The following is a 17,399-nucleotide window of genomic DNA, read 5'->3' as shown; positions in this document are numbered from 1 at the left end:
GTGATTACTCACTTTACAAACAGGCTGTACTTCGATTATGATTTATGTGAGTGATTACTCACTTTTTACTAAAAAGGAGTGGACCGATGAAAAATCCGATTGTTTCCATTCAAACTGTATCCAAAATCTACGGAAATCACCAGGTTCTTAAAGACATTAGCCTTGAGATTTACGAGGGCGAAATCTTTGGCCTGCTCGGCCCATCTGGAGCCGGCAAGACCACGCTTGTTAAACAGCTGGCAGGACTGGAGGTGCCAACACAGGGGAGCAACTTTATTTTCAGCGAAAAAATGCCCCAGCTGGACATAATCAAACGAATTGGCTATATGGCACAATCCGACGCCCTATACACCGACTTAACAGCAAAGGAAAATCTTGATTTTTTTGCAGCACTGTATGGATTAAAAGGAAAAGAAAAAAAGCAGCGGATGAATGAGGTAATGGAAATTGTTTCGTTAACTGACCATCTCGGCAAGCTGGTTTCCGATTATTCTGGGGGTATGAAAAGAAGACTTTCCCTTGCCATTTCTCTTCTGCATAGTCCTGGTCTTCTCATCCTGGATGAACCTACTGTAGGAATCGATCCTGTCCTCAGAAAAAACATCTGGGAATCTTTTAAAAGCCTGAAGGAGAATGGCACGACCATCCTGGTGACGACTCATGTCATGGATGAAGCGGGAAAGTGCGACAGGCTGGGCATGATTAGAGACGGACAGCTCATTGCAGCTGGAACACCGAAAGAATTAATGTCGCAAACCAGCTCTGCCAATATTGAAGATGCCTTCCTGGCATATGGAGGTGCTTAATATGAGGATTATGGCCCTTGTTATACGGATACTCCGCCAGATTGTAAGAGATAAACGGACGATGGCTCTATTGATCTTCGCCCCTATCCTGGTCCTGACTATGCTTCACCTTGTGTTTAACGGAGATGAATATACGCCTGAAATTGGCCTTGTTGATATCCCTGAAAAATTGGAAACTCAGCTTAACCTGGAAGATGCCAAACTCAAACACTATGAAACGGAGAAGCTGGCGGAAATTGACTTATCAGACAAGAAGCTGGATGCGTATCTGGTGTTTAATCAGATGCCGCCAACAGTGGTTTTGGAAGGAAGCGATCCAAGTGTAAACGGAGCTGTGATGAAATGGGTTCAGGATGCACTGAAGCCTATACAGCAAAATGGCGGGAATCAGGAGATACAGATCGATTATTTATTCGGATCGGACGACATGGGGCAGTTTGATTATTTCGGCCCGGTGCTGCTGGGATTCTTTGTCTTTTTCTTTGTATTCCTGATTGCCGGTGTTTCCTTTTTGAGAGAAAGAACAACCGGTACACTTGAGCGGCTCTTGACCAGTCCGCTTCGGAGATGGGAAATCGTTGCGGGATATATCATGGGATTTGGGATTTTCACCATGATCCAGGCTGCCATCATCGCCTGGTATGCAATCTATGTGCTTGGCATGCTGATGGAAGGATCTTTCGGCTTTGTTCTTCTCATCACACTGCTTCTTTCGCTGACAGCATTGACTCTGGGAATCCTGCTGTCTTCGTTTGCCAATAATGAGCTGCAGATGATTCAATTTATACCGCTTATTGTGGTTCCCCAGATCTTTTTCTCGGGGTTATTCAATCTGGAGACCATATCAGAGTGGCTAAGCTGGATCGGCCCTTTTACGCCTTTGTATTACGCGGCTGAAGCATTAAGAAATGTAATGGTGAGAGGCTTTGGATGGGAAATGATTTATAAAGATCTGCTTATGCTGCTCGCTTTCTCCCTGCTCTTTATGATTCTGAATATCGCTGCTCTAAGACGGTACCGGAAAATTTAAAATTTCTTTTTGCATTTTCATTCCTTTATAATAAAGGCATAGATTTTGTACGTATAAAGGAGTTTACCATGCCAGAGCAGGATTCCATTTTAGAAGAGTTATTTCAGGAAGAAGAAGGTCTTACGGAGAAACAGAAGAAAATTATCATGGCTGCGATTGAATCGTTTTCCGAGAAAGGCTATGCAGCCACCTCGACAAGCGAAATTGCCAAGAAGGCAGGAGTAGCAGAAGGAACCATCTTTAGGCATTATAAAACGAAAAAGGATTTGCTGATGGGGATTGTTTCCCCAATGATGGCAAAGCTGATTGCTCCCTTTGTCATCAAGGATCTGTACAAAGTAATTGATCATAAATACGAACGCTTTGAAGATTTTTTAAGAGCCATGATGGAAAACCGTATAGCGTTTCTGAAAAACAATATGCCTCTTATTAGGATCCTGATTCAGGAAATTCCGTTTCACCCTGAACTCAAGGAACAGTTTAAAGAGCATATTGCGATTAAAGTATTCGAACGCTTTGTTAATTTGGCTGAATTTTATCAGAAAAAAGGCCAGATTATTGGTATCCCAGCCTATAGTGTAGTCAGAATGACCTTTACATCGATATTTGGCTTTTTAATCGCGAGATATTTAATATTGCCTGAAGCCGACTGGGATGATGAAAAGGAAATCGATCTGACCATTCAATTCATCATGCATGGACTTTCAGCTAAAGACTAAAGCCTGGCACAGCTGCCAGGCTTTTTTATATATCCGAAAGCGGAATTTGATAGAGTTTGTCATCCTTATCAAGCGGATTGCCGCGTCCGTCCGTATTGTTGCTGATAAAATATAGCACATCGCCTTCAATAAAAATGTCCCGGATTCTGCCTAAGTCAGAAACAATTTTCCTGACATTCTTTGTTTCCAGGTCAAACTCAAGAACCGCACTGCCCCTTAAGGCTGCGGTGTAAAGCTTCCCGCCATGGTAGGCCATCCCGGAAGGAGCCCAGGTTTCGTCATCACCGGAGGTAAACAGCGGTGATTCCATGCCTTCCTTCTTTTCGGTCCCTCTTATAACGGGCCACCCGTAATTTTTTCCGGGAAGGATTTTATTGATTTCATCATTGGCCGATGGGCCGTGCTCACTTTCATATAAAGTCCCATCCTCAGCCCATGCCAGCCCCTGCGGATTGCGGTGTCCGTAGCTATAAACATAGGATCCGCTGAAAGGATTGTCCTCCGGTACGCTGCCATCCAGATTCATTCTTAGTATTTTGCCTCCCAGTGAATTCACATCCTGGGCAATTTCCGGGTCGGCCGCAGCATCGCCGGCCGTAGCATAAAGCTTCCCGTCAGGGCCAATTTCAAGACGGCCTCCGTGGTGAAACTGCCCGCTTGGGATTTTATCGAGTAATATATTCTCCTCTTTCCAAGTTCCATTTAGAAGCTTGAGGATCACAATGCGGTTAAACTGGCCGGTGGTGTTTTCATAGGTGTAATAGGCATATGCTTCGTTTGATTGTGAAAAATCAGGTGCCAGCACAAATCCAAGCAAGCCAGCTTCGGAAGCAGTAGAAAGCTTTTTCGTAAGTTCAACCTTTTGACGTTCTTTCTTGCCATCCTCTACTTTTACAATGCTACCCTGTCTTTCCGTCATGTAAAAGGTTTCGCCTGTTTTGGCAATGGACCAGGGAATATCAAGCTCATCTGCCAGTATTTCCGGCTCTTGACCGGCAGGAAGGCTGGCCTCCTGATCCTCTGCTTGTTTCCCGCTATTATTCCCGCCGGTACTTGAGCATCCAGCCAGCAGACCAAAAACCAGCAACCCTGCACCTAACACCTTATTCATCCAGCTTTCATCCCCCTTGAAATTTTACTTCAGGACTTCCCGGATTGCCTTGGCTACACCGCTGTCTTCATTTGCAGAGGTCACCGCATCACATTGTGCTTTAATGATGTCATCGGCATTGCCCATGGCAACGGATCTTCCTGCGCGTTTGAACATAGACAAATCATTATAATTATCGCCAATTGCCATTGTTTCCAGAAGTGAAATGCCTTTTTCTTTTACAAAAGCTTCAAGGGCAATCCCCTTTTGGGCGTTCACACTTGTCAGCTCCAGGTTCTCATCCCCTGATGAACTTACGGCCATGCCTTCAAGCTTAAGCAAGTCTTCTTTAGCGGATACGAGAAAATCGGGTTCGAAGGAGAAGGCCAGCAGCTTGTATATTTGGTGCTCGTCACTATTGAAAAGCTCGTCATAGCTGTTCACTTTTCGCACCAGCCCTTTTGTAAAGCGTTCTTCTGCAGCTTTTGTCACTTCATCAATATCCGCTTCAGGATTTCCGCTTAAAAAGATGTCGACAATGATGGAAACGCCGCGGTCTTCATCAATGGTATATGTACCCTGGTTTGTGTATACCTCGAAATAAACGTTGTTCTGCACAAGGATATAGGCGGCTTTTTTAGCCAGGTCCTTTTCGAGCGGGTTGGAGGATACGACTTTTCCATCTGCAGCCCTTACTTCTGCTCCATTTGCGCAAATAATCGGGCAGGAGATGCCGGCTTCATCGAGGACGAAGCTTGCTTCGAAGTAGGAGCGCCCGGTTGCGATGACTACTTCGACTCCTTTTTCCTGTGCTGTTTTAATGGCTTCGATATTTTCAGGCGTGATTTTCTGTGTGGCGGTTAATAGCGTTCCGTCCATATCACTGGCAATGCATTTGATCATTTAAATTTCACCTTCTGGCTGTAGTATTTTTACTGAAAAACTTATTTGCCATTCTATCATGTTCTTTGGGTTATTTTAAATAATTGCTCTTCCTCATAAGAATCTAACCAATATACTTACTCCCTTCCCTAATGCTTAGCCTGGCAAGTGTGTTTGATTCAATAAATCTTTTAACTTACTCAGGATTTGTTTTTGAGTATTCCCTGAGCGCCCAGCCAATGGCTTTTTGAATGAAGAATTCTTTGCTGTCATTGTTTAGCAGGATGTAGCAGTATAGCAGGTCTTCATCTGTGCGGGTTTTGTATTTTAGCTGAAAGAGGATGGAGGTCCTGCGCAGCCACATGTTTTCACTGGTTGCCCATCCCTCTATTTTTTCAGGGATCACTTCCGGATTTTTGGCCGCAATGGAGCCCACTGCATGGGTGGCCAACATGTCAACGGTATCCCACCAGGACTTTGTTGTGATCAGCTTTTCGACTAATGCCAGATGGCTTTTGTCCAGTTTCCTGGTGAATTTTGCAATGTAATCGAGGGCGGCAGCCTGGTATTCACGCTCCTCCATGTCCCATAAGGCTTCCACAAAATCCGGATTAAATTCCTGCTTCAGCAGGCCTGTCTTTTTGAAGAATTCTTTTAAAAGGGCTATTCTTTCAGGTGCCTTAATTCCCAGGAAAGGAAAGTGGTTTTTCAAATAGTTTTGCATGGGGGTTGCTTTTTCTGCATCTTTGTTTTTTTCAAAAAGCTCTATTAATAAACGAATATCCATACCAACTCTCCTTTTTGCATCAATTTGGGGTTATGTTTTTCTGTCCGAATGAGTGCCGGGTTCGGACTCTGACTCTTCAATTTCTCCTTTTTATGTCCGAATGAGTGCCGGGTTCGGACTCTGGCTCTTCGATTTCTCCTTTTTCTGTTCGAATGAGCACCGGGTTCGGACTCTGACTCTTCGATTTTTTCCTTTTCTGTCCGAATGAGTGCCGGGTTCGGACTCTGACTCTTCGATTTCTCCTTTTTCTGTCCGAATGAGTGCCGGGTTCGGACTCGCCCTTCTAGATCTCCACTTAACCTATCCGAAGAAGCACCCGGTTCAAACTCTCAGAGAAGCACCGGGTCCAGTTAATTTATCATTCCACTTTCACCAGCTGCCCCACACATTCTTCTCCATCTTCCATTCTCGAGGTCTCGTCAACATCAAACTGATAATAGCGATACACCTTTTTCCAAAAGCGGACAGCAGGCTCATTTCGTTTTAACTGCTCTATATAGTAGGTGCCCTTATATTCGCTAAATAATAGATCAATAGCAGCTTGCCCCACTTTTTTCCCCCTGAATGAGTTATACAGGAAAAAGTCATTGATGCAGTAATCTGCTTTTTTTAAAAAGGGAGCACGCAGAAGCAGCAGGAATCCTGCCAGTTTGCCATCAGCTTTAATGAGGTAAGGTTCTATGCCTTCTTTGTCCCAGATTAATGAAAAGGCGTCAAATTCGAATGTGCCTTCTTCATTTGCTTCCAATGCATCAGTGTATTTTGTTAAATCGTGCAGATAGAAAGCATACATGTTTCTTACAATATCCCGGTCTTTCCATTCAGCTTTCACTATTTTAACGTCCATATCTCCAGTCTCCTTTCGATGTTTTCTCTCCTAATTTAAGTGGCAGAAGCATTTTAGACAAGAATTTTGTCAGAAAAGAAGGAATAGATAGAATTTTACAGAAAATATTAAGTAGGTTAATAATTAAAATTGGGGGTTGCATCATGAAAGTACTGGTATCTTTCTTTAACCGCATCATGCAGCGGTATTTGCCTGATCCATTTTTATTTGTCATTATCCTAACCTTCGTTGTGTTTGGATTAGGTTTGATTTTCACAGATAATGGACCTTACCAAATGGTTCAGCATTGGGGAAATGGGTTTTGGGGCCTCTTGACTTTTTCCATGCAGATGGTGCTGGTTTTAGTCACAGGTCATGTATTGGCCAGCAGCACGATCTTTAAAAAAGGGTTAGGTGCAATGGCATCATTAGCCAAGTCACCCGGACAGGCCATCCTTATTGTGTCATTCGTATCAATGATTGCAAGCTTAATTAACTGGGGATTCGGTCTCGTGATCGGCGCCTTATTTGCTAAAGAGCTTGCCAAAAAAGTAAAAAATGTGGATTATCGCCTGTTGATTGCAAGCGCTTACTCAGGTTTCGTTGTCTGGCACGGGGGAATTTCCGGTTCGATTCCATTGACCATTGCTACACCTGGACACTTTTCAGAAGATATGATTGGCGTCATCTCTACTGACCAGACCATTTTTGCCGGCTTCAATATTTTTATTGTCGTCGCACTATTATTGGTTTTGCCTTTTGTAAACCGCTTTATGATGCCGTCGAAAGAGGAGACCATTGTGGTCGATCCTGCTCTTCTTCAAGAAGACATCCAGGCAGCTTCACTTGAAAAAGGGGCGATGACACCTGCCGAACGCCTGGAAAACAGCCGCATCATCTCATTTCTGGCCGGGATCCTTGGGCTTGTATTCTTATTTTATTATTTCGCTACAAAGGGGTTTAACCTGAACCTTGATATCGTGAATTTCTTATTCCTGTTCCTGGGCATCCTTTTCCATGGAACGCCTAAACAGTTCCTTGAGGCCGTCCTGAATGCGGTAAAAGGGGCAAGCGGCATCATTATTCAGTTTCCGTTTTATGCCGGCATCATGGGCATGATGACCGCCTCAGGGCTGGCGGCGGTTATGTCCGAAGCGTTTGTAAGCATTTCGAATGATTACACATTCCATTTCTTCACGTTTTTAAGCGCGGGGCTTGTGAACTTTTTTGTTCCTTCCGGAGGTGGCCAGTGGGCTGTCCAGGCTCCGATTATGCTTGAAGCGGCTCAGTCAATGGGAGCTTCCATTCCTAAAACAGCGATGGCGGTTGCATGGGGTGATGCCTGGACCAACTTAATCCAGCCTTTCTGGGCGCTGCCGGCACTCGCCATTGCAGGATTAAAGGCAAAAGACATCATGGGATTCTGCGTTCTGACTCTGCTGGTCAGCGGCGTGATTATTTCAATAGGTTTTTTAATATTCTAAAGGTAAAGAGCATGGCACCCGCCATGCTCCTTTTCTTATGAGATAATATATATTCTGAATTTAGATAGCTGTATAGCTCCACAAGGAACGCATCGACCGCATTTACATCGCACGACTAAAAACGTTAGCTTCTAGGAGGAGCGCCTGCCCCCCTCGAGATGTGAGGGGTGGGCAAGGAGCTTCCGCTTTTCTTATGACATCCCATTATGATGATCATTTTTCATGTTATGCATATAAGACTCGATGTAGGCTCTCTCTGACTCAGATACATGCTTTTCATTTTCCTCAGGGTCAAAATCGTCAATTCCATGCCTTTTATGCCACCAGTCCACAAACATTCCTGCTCCCAGCAATACTGCACAAAAGCCCAGCAAATATAGAATCAATTTGATCACCTCTATATATTATATCAATTTTTCAGAAAATATTGACATATCAGCCGAGCCTATTTTTTTCTGGAGCTGCAACTTATACTTTGACCGTTTCAGGCAGCTCCTGATAGCCCTCCTGATAAATGCGGCTGATGATCGATTCGATTGCAGGCTCTTCCACTGTCAGATCTTTGATATTATGCGTTTCAGTAATTTGGGCAATTAATTCCGAGGCTGACACTTCATCCCGGTTAAATCGGATCCAGCAGCGGCTTGCTTCTTCTTTAAACACCTCTCCACCCTTAAGCTGGAGGCTGTGTGATGATTCCTCCAGGTCAACGATGAGTGTTCTCGTTTTGCCAAAACGCTCTTTTACCACTGCGATTTCCCCGTCGTAAACCTTTTGCCCATGGTCAATGAGAATCATCCGCTCACAGAGTTTTTCGATATCCTCCATATCATGTGTGGTTAATATGACGGTAATTTTGCGCTCATTATTAATTTCTTTAATAAAGGTCCTCATCTTCTCTTTGGCGACGACATCCAGGCCAATCGTCGGTTCATCAAGAAATAGGATTGGCGGGTCATGCAGCAGGGATGCGGCAATATCAGCCCTCATCCTTTGCCCAAGCGACAGCTGCCGGACCGGCGTGTTCAGGAATTCATCGAGTCCCAAAATCTCTGTAAAGGTGCCCATGTTTTCTTTATACCGTTTATCCGAAACCTGGTAGATTTCCTTCAGCAGCTCAAACGATTCAATGGTAGGCAGATCCCACCAAAGCTGTGTTCTCTGGCCGAAAACCACTCCGATATTCCTGGCATTTTCCTGCCTGTTTTCATAGGGAATGATTCCGTTTACCTTCACACATCCTGAGCTGGGGACAAGAATGCCCGTCAGCATTTTGATGGTGGTGGACTTTCCGGCGCCATTCGGTCCGATATAGCCGACCATTTCCCCTTCTCCGATCGAAAAGCTGATATCTTTCACTGCTTCCTTCTTAATATGCTCTCTTTTTACAAGGCTCTTTACAGCGCCAAGGAAGCCTGTCTCCCTCTTGGCAATCATAAAGTCCTTCATTAGATGTTCAACCTCTATAATCGGCAATTCCAGCCCTCCTAAACGATGTCATGAACCTGTACTCTTATATCTCTTTAAACCCAGCATCCAAATATAATAGGCTATGGCAAAAAAGACGATGCCGACAAGCGGCGAAAAATACCCGATATTCTCCGGGAAAAATGGCGTTTCCTTTTCCAGAAGCACGGCAGCGGGAAAATAGTTCACAAAGCCGAATGGAACGACAAAGGCTGTAAACCATTGCACTGCTTTCGGATAAATGACCAAAGGATAATTGGTCAGATTTCGGGCAGGAAACATGGCCACCCAGTAAAATTGCTCCGATTTCGTCGTCCAGAATGCGAGGGCAGAAATCATGACAAGCAGACCTCCCTGGATGAGGATGCCCCCAACCACAGATAACAGCAGAAACAAACTTTTCCCGATTGTCCAATCCAGGTGCAGCTCAAAGCTGACCCAAATAAAAATGCCGACACTGAAGATGAACTGCCCAAATGAGGCCACATCAAACTTCATCGCCATGAAATGAAAAAATGGATTGATCGGCCTGACAAGAAAGCGGTCAAATGTGCCGTTTAAAATGTAGGTGTCCAACCCCCTGAAATGAAAAAAGAGAATGATGCAGAATCCCCAGGATAGAACAGCGACAGCAAATAGAAACAGCATTTCATAAAAGGTCCATGAGCCCAGTTCCTGAAACTGATAAAGCATGATCCACATCGTGACAGCAGTGCCTGTATAGGATGTAATGAGCCCGACAATCCTCATGACAAAGGCAAACCGGTACTGCAGCTGAGCCCTTACTCCTGCGGAGATGAGCTTAAAGTACAAATCGAAATATTTTAGAACACCCATACTCTATCCCCCCTGCACCACTACTTTTTGGGATGCGCGATTCCAGACAAACCTTAATAGCAGATAACTGGCTGCCGCCCAAAATAATTGAACACCCAGGGAAAGCAGGATCTGATTTCCAGAGATTTTGCCTATAAAAATCGCGTTAGGTATGTAATAGATTCCCTGAAATGGCAAGTAAAGCGCCATCTTTTCCAGCCAGCCCGGAAAAAACCACAGCGGAATGACTGATCCTGAAAGAAGGGACATGGCAAAGTAAAAGACATCTACAATGCCGCCCGTTTCAACTAGAAAAAAGGAAAGCAGCCCAAAAGACATTTCAATGCAATAGCGAATCAGGAATCCAATAAAAGCGGATACGATGAACAAAGCCCAAGTCTCCCAGGCTGAAGGCAATGTCAAATCCATAAAAATGAACATGACTGTATATAAAGGGAGCAGCGCTGTCAGTATGTAAAAGGCCACACTTCCAAAATCGGCAAAAAGATAGCGGAGCGGCACATCAAACGGCCTCATTAATTCCAGGGAAATATCTCCTGTCCGGACCTTCTCCTGGATTTCCCACAGCGGGGTGCCCGCCCCATTTACTCCAGATAAAAATTGGCTGACCACAATATACGTCAGCATGGACTCAAAACTGACGCCGCCAGCTTCTTCCCTCCCGGCATATAAAGCAGTCCAAATCGAACCCCACATCAGCAGAAATATAAAATTTGAGCCAAGCCGCGACCATACATCAAATCGATAAACGGCTGATCGAAGAAAGGCCTTCTTTGTGAAGGTCCAATATAACCGAAACCTGAACATCCGCACACCTGCTTTTTGATTTTTTTGATTATTTCATATTTTAACATAATATGGGAGCATAAAAATAAGTTTGTTTTAGAAGTTTAAAAAGAAGGGAAACAGTGGAATTTAAGAGAAAGAGTTGGCTTTTTCAGGGATTATGAATTAAAATAACATGTGGTTTATAAATATAAGGAAAAGGTGAATGATATTGATTGATGCATCAAGAAAGAAGCATTCTTCTACAGATCTAATAAAATTTCTCATACCGTCATTAATTGGAATCAGCTTATTCATGGTTCCGATCAAATATCAAGGGGATATTACCATTCCCATAGCCATTTTTTCAGGCTGGATCCAAAACCTGCTCGCAGACTATCTTCCTGAAATCATGACCTTTATTATTGTCATTACACTATTGGGTACATTGCTGGCAAAATTCGCTAAGCCTGCTTTTATCGAAAAAAGCCCTTTTTTCAAGAACTTATTTGACGTTCCCTATATCTGGGCTGCAGCGAGATTTATAGGCGCTGTTTTTGCTGTTATTACCCTTTTTCAAATCGGTCCTGAACAGATCTGGTCTGAAAACACAGGAGGATTGCTCTTAAATGACCTTCTGCCAATTCTGTTTTCAGTCTTTTTATTTGCCGGGCTGTTCCTGCCTTTGCTATTGAACTTCGGATTGCTTGAATTCTTTGGTGCGCTTTTAACGAAAATCATGCGCCCGGTATTCAAGCTTCCCGGGCGGTCATCGATTGACTGTGTAGCTTCCTGGCTGGGTGACGGAACCATTGGTGTTCTTCTGACCAGCAAACAGTATGAAGAAGGCTATTATACGAAAAGGGAAGCCGCCATTATTGGCACAACGTTTTCAGTTGTATCCATAACCTTCAGCCTTGTTGTTATTTCACAGGTGAATCTTGGCCATATGTTTGTGCCTTTTTACCTTACCATCACAGCAGCGGGATTCATTTGCGCCATTATCAGCCCCAGAATCTGGCCCCTGTCCAGAAAGCCTGATACGTACTATAACGGCCAGGAAAACGAGCTGGATGAAAGCATTCCTGAAGGACACACTCCTTTCAGCTGGGGACTTAAGCAGGCTCTGGAAAAAGCGCACACCAATCAAAGCCTGAAAGCCTTCTTCCAGGATGGCGCCAAAAACATTCTGGATATGTGGATGGGTGTAGCCCCGATTGTCATGGCATTGGGAACTTTGGCTCTAATTATTGCCGAGTATACTCCTGTTTTCACTTATTTAGGAATGCCGTTCATTCCATTGCTTGAATTGATGCAGGTGCCTGAAGCAAAAGCAGCTTCAGAGACGCTTGTTGTCGGGTTCGCCGATATGTTCCTGCCATCTGTTATCGGGGCAAGCATCGAAAGCGAAATGACACGATTTGTTGTGGCTGCAGTATCTGTTACCCAGCTGATTTATATGTCTGAGGTGGGCGGGCTTCTGCTTGGCTCTAAAATCCCCGTAACATTATGGGATCTGATTATTATCTTTATCCAAAGAACGCTTATTACTTTGCCGGTGATTGTGCTGGCTGCCCATATTCTTTTCTAATTGGTTTCCATCTGGTTAATGCTGAAAAGCTGATATGACTGGAAGTGACCGATAAACTTGCTTTACTGACCGATATTTAAAAATTTGCAAGCTGCAGCGGCTGCTAAATCAGTGTAACAAGCGCTGATTCTACAGATAAAAGAGGTATCCTGAAGCAGGATACCTCTTTTTATTAGCTCTTTATTTTAAAAACATTGGAAAGAACGAATTCTTCTTAAGTCTGTTCCATAATACGTCCAGCGCCAGTTTCTCCAGCGCCAGCCGGCTACAGACGTCCTGCCGACAAAGGTCGGGTAGAACCAGAAGCTCCTTCCGTTTTGCAGCCATACATACGTATAGCGAAATAAGCAGCCTCTTATGGCGCCGGGGTCAACAGCAAATGTGGTTGCCTGCTGCATCTGTGGTGTAAAGCTCGGAGGAGGCCCTGATGGCGGTCCATCCTGTCCTCCGGGACCTCCTCCACCACCTGGAGGCCCAAATCCGCCGCCCGGTCCTCCAGGTGGCGGTCCCGGTGGTCCGAATCCTCCTCCTGGCGGAAATCCCGGCATGTTGAATCCTCCGCCAGGAAAAATGCGTCCATGTTCATTCTGGTCATTCATAAATGGATAAAACGGATAATTTGTATAATCCATTGTTTGTGTTCTCCTCTCTATTCCCGTATTGAGACTTTCTCTGAAATCAGCAGCAGCTCAGTGCGGACCTTGTCTTTAATCCGGTCAACCACTGTAAAGTCCATGGCGCTTACATAGATGTTTTCCAGCGTGTCCCGCTGGGTTTTTGCACGTGCCAGATAGGATATGGCTTCAGTCATTTTATTTTTATAACGGGTGCTGATATCCTTTAGCTGTTCAGCAAAGATTTCATCTGTGCCCGAATTGATCGTAATTTCATACATGTCGACGATTTCATCCCCATCACGATTCGGAAAATACTCATGCGGTGCCGTGCTGTCGAAGATAGCGAGGCCCAGTTCGCGTACAATGATCATGTCCAGGCTGTGAGGATCAAACCCGCAATGATAGATTTCAATATCAAATCCGCGGTTTTCAGCTTCTGCTGCCAGCTTTTTCAGCATCGTTGACTTCCCGGAACCCGGACGCCCTTTAATGAAGTACCTTTTTTGAATATCCTCCGTAAGATTCGGCACAAAATCCACCGCTCCGATCGGAGTGGCTGCCCCTAAATAACGGTGTTTCACAGATGGAGTCTTATTCAATTTTGTATTTCCATAGAAGGCGGAGATCAGCTTCTTCGTCAATTCATCCGCCTTCTGGAAATTCATATTTTCTATATAGATTTTTTCCCATTCATCATGGATTCTCAATGCTTCGGCAAATGTGTCGTAAGCCGCAGCAAAGGAATTGCTGATCTGACCAGACAGTAAAGTGATTTCTTCTCTTTTCGCAGCTAACGCCCTTGAATCCCAAGCTTCTCCGAGATTAATATATTCTTCGACAGCTCCGGGTGCTTTCGGTTCAATCACATGCGGCGCTGTTCCGTCGACAATGCCTGCTTTTAAAGAAGGAATGATCACACCATCGATTGATTGACTGTCAGAAGAGCAATAAATGTATTCAAGGTCATAGCCTTTTTCGGATAGTTCCGCTCCGATTGCTTTCATCAGGGATGATTTGCCTGTTCCTGGGCCGCCTTTTAAAATGAATAAGCGATCAAGCCCCTGCAGGTTCGATTCGAATAAATTGTGGAACCCCCGGGCTGTATTCCCGCCGGCGAAGTATTTTAATATTTTCCCAGCCACTCTTACACTTCCTTTCGAAATGCATTTTCACCTTACAATATGCAAAGGGAGCAGGATGGGTGAAAGCCTATTTAGAAAAGCGGAAGCGCCTTGCCCACCCCCGGCAAGCACAAGACGAGCCTCCCGGAAAGGCGTTCTTTGCCTTTTTGGGAGGATTGGCTTGTGACCTCGAAGAGGTAGGCGCTGGAGCTAGACAATTATTGACGTTCAAAATTTTATACTTTTTTCGTAAAAAAAGAGTGCCGAATCATGGTGATTCAGCACTCTTTCTTTAATTATTTAATTAAATCTGCCAGTTTAGCTCCGATTGCCTTCTGCAAGTCTTCCGCTTTGAGCTCCATCTGCATGCCGATTTTACCTCCGCTGACAATCATCAGATCCAGTTCCGATGCCTTTGCATCAATGAAAGAGGGATACTGCTTTTTCATTCCGACCGGGGAGCAGCCGCCGCGTATGTAGCCGGTCAGCTTCTGGATATCTTTGACCGGAATCATTTCCACTTTCTTTTCGCCGGCTGCTTTAGCGGCTTTTTTCAAATCAAGCTCTTCTGCCACCGGAATGATAAAAACATAGATCTGCTTGCTGTGGCCTTGAGCAACTAAGGTTTTATAGACAGCTTCAGGATCTTTGCCAATCTTCGCTGCAACTGAAACCCCATCGATTTTACCGTCCTGATTGTCATATGTAATCAGTCCGTAATCCATTTTCTGAGCATCCAGCATACGCATCGCATTTGTTTTACCCTTCGCCATTGCCTGCCGCCTCCATTGGTTACTTTTCTCATTTTAGCACTTTGGGGTGATTTCAAAAAGAATCAGACTTAATAAAAAGCAGGACTCCTAATAGGAATCCTGCTAACAAAACTTATTTCAATCGATAAACACGGGCTTCATAAGGCTTAAGCGTAATTGAATCCGTATCTTCATGCGTTTCAACCGGGTAGTTATTCAATAAAAGCTGATTATTAGAAAGCTTAAATTCAGCTTCAAAAGATGCTTCCTCTGTTGAAAGATTCGTAATGACGACTACCTTGTCATCAACTGAGGTACGGGTATAGGCATAGATTTGCTTATCTTCTTCAAGAAGCAGATCGTATTGGCCATAGGTGAAGACTTCATTTTCTTTTTTCAATCGAATCATTTTTTTATAGAACGAAAGGATGGATTCCTGGTCCTGCGATTGGACTTCCACATTGATTTCCTTATAGTTCGGGTTGACCTTCATCCATGGCTGTCCTGTTGTGAATCCAGCGTTGTCCCTGGAAGACCACTGCATAGGCGTACGGCTGTTATCGCGGGAAGAGGCCCAGATGATATCCATGATTTCCTGATGGGACATGCCTTCCTCTTTTTTAAGGCGGTACAGGTTTTTCACGGCTACGTCATCATAATCGTCAATGGATGGGAATTGGACATTGGTCATGCCGATTTCCTGTCCCTGATAAATGAATGGCGTTCCCTGCATCAGGAAGTACATGGCACCCATGGATGTCGCGCTCTGGTGCCAGTATTCCTCATCATTTCCCCATGTTGAAACGACACGAGGCTTATCATGATTTTCGATAAATAAAGCGTTCCAGCCATCAGCTTCCAGGCCTTTCTGCCAGCGGGTAAGAACTTTTTTCAACTCGACAATATCAACCTCGGGATTGGTTTCTGCATCCCAAAGGCCAAGGTGTTCAAATTGAAAAATCATATCCATTTTACCCTGTTCTTCACCAACCCAAAGATCGGCTTCATCCACGGTAACTCCGTTTGCTTCGCCCACTGTCATTACATCATAGTTCGCATATGTGCGGTCTTTAAATTCCTTTAAGAATTCATGAATGCCTTCCTGATTCATATGCATATCGAAGGAAGAAACATACTTTTGCTTCTTCGGGTTCGGCATATCAGGCAGGCCAGCACGCTTTTTGATATGGCTGATGGCATCAATCCGGAAACCGTCGATTCCCTTATCCAGCCACCAGTTCACCGTATCATATAAAGCCTCACGGACATCTTTATTCTCCCAGTTTAAATCAGGCTGCTTGGTTGAAAAAACATGCAGGTAATACTGTTCCGTTTTCTCATCGTATTCCCATGCTGATCCGCCGAAAATACTTTCCCAGTTATTCGGTTCCTTGCCATTCTTTCCGTCTCTCCAAATATACCAGTCCCGCTTCGGGTTCTCCTTGGATGAACGGGATTCGATAAACCATTGATGTTCGTCACTTGTATGGTTCAGCACTAGATCAAGAATCAGCTTCATATCGCGCTTATGTACTTCATCCATTAGCTGGCTGAAATCCTCCATCGAACCGAAATCCTCCATGATATCCTGATAATCTGAAATATCGTAGCCATTATCATCATTAGGGGATTTGTACATTGGGCAAATCCAGATAACATCTATCCCTAATCCTTTAATATAGTCAAGCCGCTGAATGATTCCCTGAAGATCGCCAATTCCATCTCCGTTTGTGTCCTGGAAACTGCGGGGATAAATTTGATATCCTACTGCTTCTTTCCACCAAGCCTTCTTCATATTAACACCCTCAATTTATATAAAATTTCTTTTTCTATCATCGCGGTGCGCAAACGTTTGCATTAAGCGGTATAAAAAAAAGCTGCCTGCTTTTTAGCATTTGCATACTACTACAGTAAGTGTAACGCTTACAATTGGATTTTTCAATACCCTTTTTCATGACAAATAAGAAAAGCGGAAGCGCCTTGCCCATCCCCGACACCTCGAGGGGGTAGGCAAGCTAACGCTTATAGACGTGCGATGATGCTGCTGTCGAAGCTTTCCTTGTGAGGCTGGACTTTTATCTAAATTCAAGGATATAAAATCTGGTGAAAATATAGAAGCCGCAGCATTTTGGTCTGCGGCTTTCTCCTATATTATCAGGCTGGCTCCACTTGAAGCTGCTCCCGGTATGGTTTTAACGAATGATAGATAATTTTCTGCATGAAGGCCTTATCCATATCCGGCAGCAGTTTTTCAGCAAATGCCCATGCATTTTCCTCAATTTTCAATGCTGTAAGGCAGCGTTCCTGCTCTGTTATGCAGGAATCAAGATGATTGGCCAATTCCTCCAGCTCTGCATCTTCAGCATGGCCAAGCTCATGAGCAAGTACAACTGTGAAATAGTCCAAGAAACGATCAGCAGAAGAAAACAGCTGCTGGCATTGGTTCTTAATCTCTTCTATATATAGGGTTACGGTATGTGTTCCCATGCTGTACTTTCCACCAGCTATACGATTTCCCGGAAAATGATTCTCTAATTTAATCTCTGCCAGACACCCCGATTTCTCCAGTAACTCCCGAACGACTAGATCCAAGCTTTCTTTCTTCAATGCATACACCTTTCTCTT

General features: G+C 44.3%; 18 protein-coding genes and 1 pseudogene. 6 read left to right on the top strand and 13 right to left on the bottom strand.

Features of this window, described 5'->3' with window-relative positions; translation table 11 throughout:
- Positions 1 to 86 precede the first annotated feature (86 nt).
- The 3 genes from QUF73_18405 (at position 87) to QUF73_18395 (ending at position 2,555) form a co-directional block, all read left to right on the top strand.
- Entirely contained in the window at positions 87 to 806 is a 720-nt protein-coding gene (locus QUF73_18405) for an ABC transporter ATP-binding protein (protein ID MDM5228096.1), read from the top strand.
- A 1-nt stretch (position 807) separates the two neighbouring features.
- Entirely contained in the window at positions 808 to 1,836 is a 1,029-nt protein-coding gene (locus QUF73_18400) for an ABC transporter permease (GenBank protein ID MDM5228095.1), read from the top strand.
- A 68-nt stretch (positions 1,837 to 1,904) separates the two neighbouring features.
- A complete protein-coding gene (locus QUF73_18395; protein ID MDM5228094.1) occupies positions 1,905 to 2,555 on the top strand; it encodes a TetR/AcrR family transcriptional regulator in 651 nt (216 codons plus the stop codon).
- Positions 2,556 to 2,580: 25 nt separating this feature from the next.
- On the opposite strand, the gene QUF73_18390 is transcribed toward QUF73_18395, so the two are convergent.
- The 4 genes and pseudogenes from QUF73_18390 to QUF73_18375 all read right to left on the bottom strand — a co-directional run bounded on the left by QUF73_18390 (position 2,581) and on the right by QUF73_18375 (position 6,161).
- Entirely contained in the window at positions 2,581 to 3,666 is a 1,086-nt protein-coding gene (locus QUF73_18390) for a sorbosone dehydrogenase family protein (protein ID MDM5228093.1), read from the bottom strand.
- Between the two features lie 24 nt (positions 3,667 to 3,690).
- Positions 3,691 to 4,548, bottom strand: a complete 858-nt coding sequence (locus QUF73_18385) for an HAD family hydrolase (protein MDM5228092.1) — start codon at positions 4,546 to 4,548, stop codon at positions 3,691 to 3,693.
- A gap of 103 nt (positions 4,549 to 4,651) precedes the next feature.
- Positions 4,652 to 5,314: pseudogene (locus tag QUF73_18380) on the bottom strand (DNA alkylation repair protein).
- A 358-nt stretch (positions 5,315 to 5,672) separates the two neighbouring features.
- Positions 5,673 to 6,161, bottom strand: a complete 489-nt coding sequence (locus tag QUF73_18375; GenBank protein ID MDM5228091.1) for a GNAT family N-acetyltransferase — start codon at positions 6,159 to 6,161, stop codon at positions 5,673 to 5,675.
- Between the two features lie 143 nt (positions 6,162 to 6,304).
- On the opposite strand from QUF73_18375, the gene QUF73_18370 reads away from it, so the two are divergent.
- Complete coding sequence (locus tag QUF73_18370) at positions 6,305 to 7,624, top strand: short-chain fatty acid transporter (protein MDM5228090.1); 1,320 nt, start codon at positions 6,305 to 6,307, stop codon at positions 7,622 to 7,624.
- A gap of 191 nt (positions 7,625 to 7,815) precedes the next feature.
- Here the strand turns inward: QUF73_18370 and QUF73_18365 are convergent, their stop codons facing one another.
- From QUF73_18365 to QUF73_18350, 4 genes are all read right to left on the bottom strand, one after another.
- Positions 7,816 to 8,019: a hypothetical protein gene (locus QUF73_18365; protein ID MDM5228089.1), complete on the bottom strand. Its 204-nt coding sequence runs from the start codon at positions 8,017 to 8,019 to the stop codon at positions 7,816 to 7,818.
- Positions 8,020 to 8,092: 73 nt separating this feature from the next.
- Positions 8,093 to 9,100, bottom strand: a complete 1,008-nt coding sequence (locus QUF73_18360) for an ATP-binding cassette domain-containing protein (protein MDM5228088.1) — start codon at positions 9,098 to 9,100, stop codon at positions 8,093 to 8,095.
- A gap of 21 nt (positions 9,101 to 9,121) precedes the next feature.
- Positions 9,122 to 9,928, bottom strand: a complete 807-nt coding sequence (locus tag QUF73_18355; GenBank protein ID MDM5228087.1) for an ABC-2 family transporter protein — start codon at positions 9,926 to 9,928, stop codon at positions 9,122 to 9,124.
- 3 nt (positions 9,929 to 9,931) lie between these two features.
- Positions 9,932 to 10,735 (bottom strand): ABC-2 family transporter protein, encoded by an 804-nt coding sequence (locus QUF73_18350; protein ID MDM5228086.1) that lies wholly within the window; start codon positions 10,733 to 10,735, stop codon positions 9,932 to 9,934.
- A 184-nt stretch (positions 10,736 to 10,919) separates the two neighbouring features.
- Here QUF73_18350 and QUF73_18345 point away from each other — a divergent pair, with 184 nt between their 5' ends.
- A complete protein-coding gene (locus QUF73_18345) occupies positions 10,920 to 12,284 on the top strand; it encodes a YjiH family protein (GenBank protein ID MDM5228085.1) in 1,365 nt (454 codons plus the stop codon).
- Positions 12,285 to 12,469: 185 nt separating this feature from the next.
- Here the strand turns inward: QUF73_18345 and QUF73_18340 are convergent, their stop codons facing one another.
- Both QUF73_18340 and QUF73_18335 read right to left on the bottom strand, forming a co-directional pair.
- On the bottom strand, positions 12,470 to 12,916 hold the full coding sequence (locus QUF73_18340) for a hypothetical protein (GenBank protein MDM5228084.1): 447 nt from the start codon (positions 12,914 to 12,916) through the stop codon (positions 12,470 to 12,472).
- Positions 12,917 to 12,933: 17 nt separating this feature from the next.
- On the bottom strand, positions 12,934 to 14,043 hold the full coding sequence (locus QUF73_18335; protein MDM5228083.1) for a PRK06851 family protein: 1,110 nt from the start codon (positions 14,041 to 14,043) through the stop codon (positions 12,934 to 12,936).
- Between the two features lie 59 nt (positions 14,044 to 14,102).
- On the opposite strand from QUF73_18335, the gene QUF73_18330 reads away from it, so the two are divergent.
- Entirely contained in the window at positions 14,103 to 14,318 is a 216-nt protein-coding gene (locus tag QUF73_18330) for a hypothetical protein (protein ID MDM5228082.1), read from the top strand.
- Here the strand turns inward: QUF73_18330 and ybaK are convergent, their stop codons facing one another.
- The 3 genes from ybaK to QUF73_18315 all read right to left on the bottom strand — a co-directional run bounded on the left by ybaK (position 14,319) and on the right by QUF73_18315 (position 17,390).
- Positions 14,319 to 14,795, bottom strand: a complete 477-nt coding sequence (gene ybaK / locus QUF73_18325; GenBank protein MDM5228081.1) for a Cys-tRNA(Pro) deacylase — start codon at positions 14,793 to 14,795, stop codon at positions 14,319 to 14,321. It abuts the gene before it with no gap.
- 112 nt (positions 14,796 to 14,907) lie between these two features.
- Positions 14,908 to 16,569: an alpha-glucosidase gene (locus QUF73_18320; GenBank protein ID MDM5228080.1), complete on the bottom strand. Its 1,662-nt coding sequence runs from the start codon at positions 16,567 to 16,569 to the stop codon at positions 14,908 to 14,910.
- A gap of 359 nt (positions 16,570 to 16,928) precedes the next feature.
- Positions 16,929 to 17,390 carry a hypothetical protein gene (locus QUF73_18315; GenBank protein ID MDM5228079.1) on the bottom strand — a complete coding sequence of 154 codons (462 nt, stop codon included), beginning with the start codon at positions 17,388 to 17,390 and terminating at the stop codon, positions 16,929 to 16,931.
- Positions 17,391 to 17,399 lie beyond the last annotated feature (9 nt).

Source organism: Cytobacillus sp. NJ13 (assembly GCA_030348385.1).
Classification (GTDB): Bacteria; Bacillota; Bacilli; order Bacillales; family Cytobacillaceae; genus Cytobacillus.
The sequence above is the reverse complement of the archived record's forward strand: the minus strand, read 5'-3'. Positions and strand labels throughout refer to the sequence as shown.

Excerpts from the sequence above, each read along its gene's own strand:
- QUF73_18405 (MDM5228096.1), top strand. The coding sequence starts at position 87 with ATGAAAAATCCGATTGTTTCCATTCAAACTGTATCCAAAATCTACGGA.
- QUF73_18400 (MDM5228095.1), top strand. The coding sequence starts at position 808 with ATGAGGATTATGGCCCTTGTTATACGGATACTCCGCCAGATTGTAAGA.
- QUF73_18395 (MDM5228094.1), top strand. The coding sequence starts at position 1,905 with ATGCCAGAGCAGGATTCCATTTTAGAAGAGTTATTTCAGGAAGAAGAA.
- QUF73_18390 (MDM5228093.1), bottom strand. The coding sequence starts at position 3,666 with ATGAATAAGGTGTTAGGTGCAGGGTTGCTGGTTTTTGGTCTGCTGGCT.
- QUF73_18385 (MDM5228092.1), bottom strand. The coding sequence starts at position 4,548 with ATGATCAAATGCATTGCCAGTGATATGGACGGAACGCTATTAACCGCC.
- QUF73_18375 (MDM5228091.1), bottom strand. The coding sequence starts at position 6,161 with ATGGACGTTAAAATAGTGAAAGCTGAATGGAAAGACCGGGATATTGTA.
- QUF73_18370 (MDM5228090.1), top strand. The coding sequence starts at position 6,305 with ATGAAAGTACTGGTATCTTTCTTTAACCGCATCATGCAGCGGTATTTG.
- QUF73_18355 (MDM5228087.1), bottom strand. The coding sequence starts at position 9,928 with ATGGGTGTTCTAAAATATTTCGATTTGTACTTTAAGCTCATCTCCGCA.
- QUF73_18350 (MDM5228086.1), bottom strand. The coding sequence starts at position 10,735 with ATGTTCAGGTTTCGGTTATATTGGACCTTCACAAAGAAGGCCTTTCTT.
- QUF73_18345 (MDM5228085.1), top strand. The coding sequence starts at position 10,920 with ATGATATTGATTGATGCATCAAGAAAGAAGCATTCTTCTACAGATCTA.
- QUF73_18340 (MDM5228084.1), bottom strand. The coding sequence starts at position 12,916 with ATGGATTATACAAATTATCCGTTTTATCCATTTATGAATGACCAGAAT.
- ybaK (MDM5228081.1), bottom strand. The coding sequence starts at position 14,795 with ATGGCGAAGGGTAAAACAAATGCGATGCGTATGCTGGATGCTCAGAAA.
- QUF73_18320 (MDM5228080.1), bottom strand. The coding sequence starts at position 16,569 with ATGAAGAAGGCTTGGTGGAAAGAAGCAGTAGGATATCAAATTTATCCC.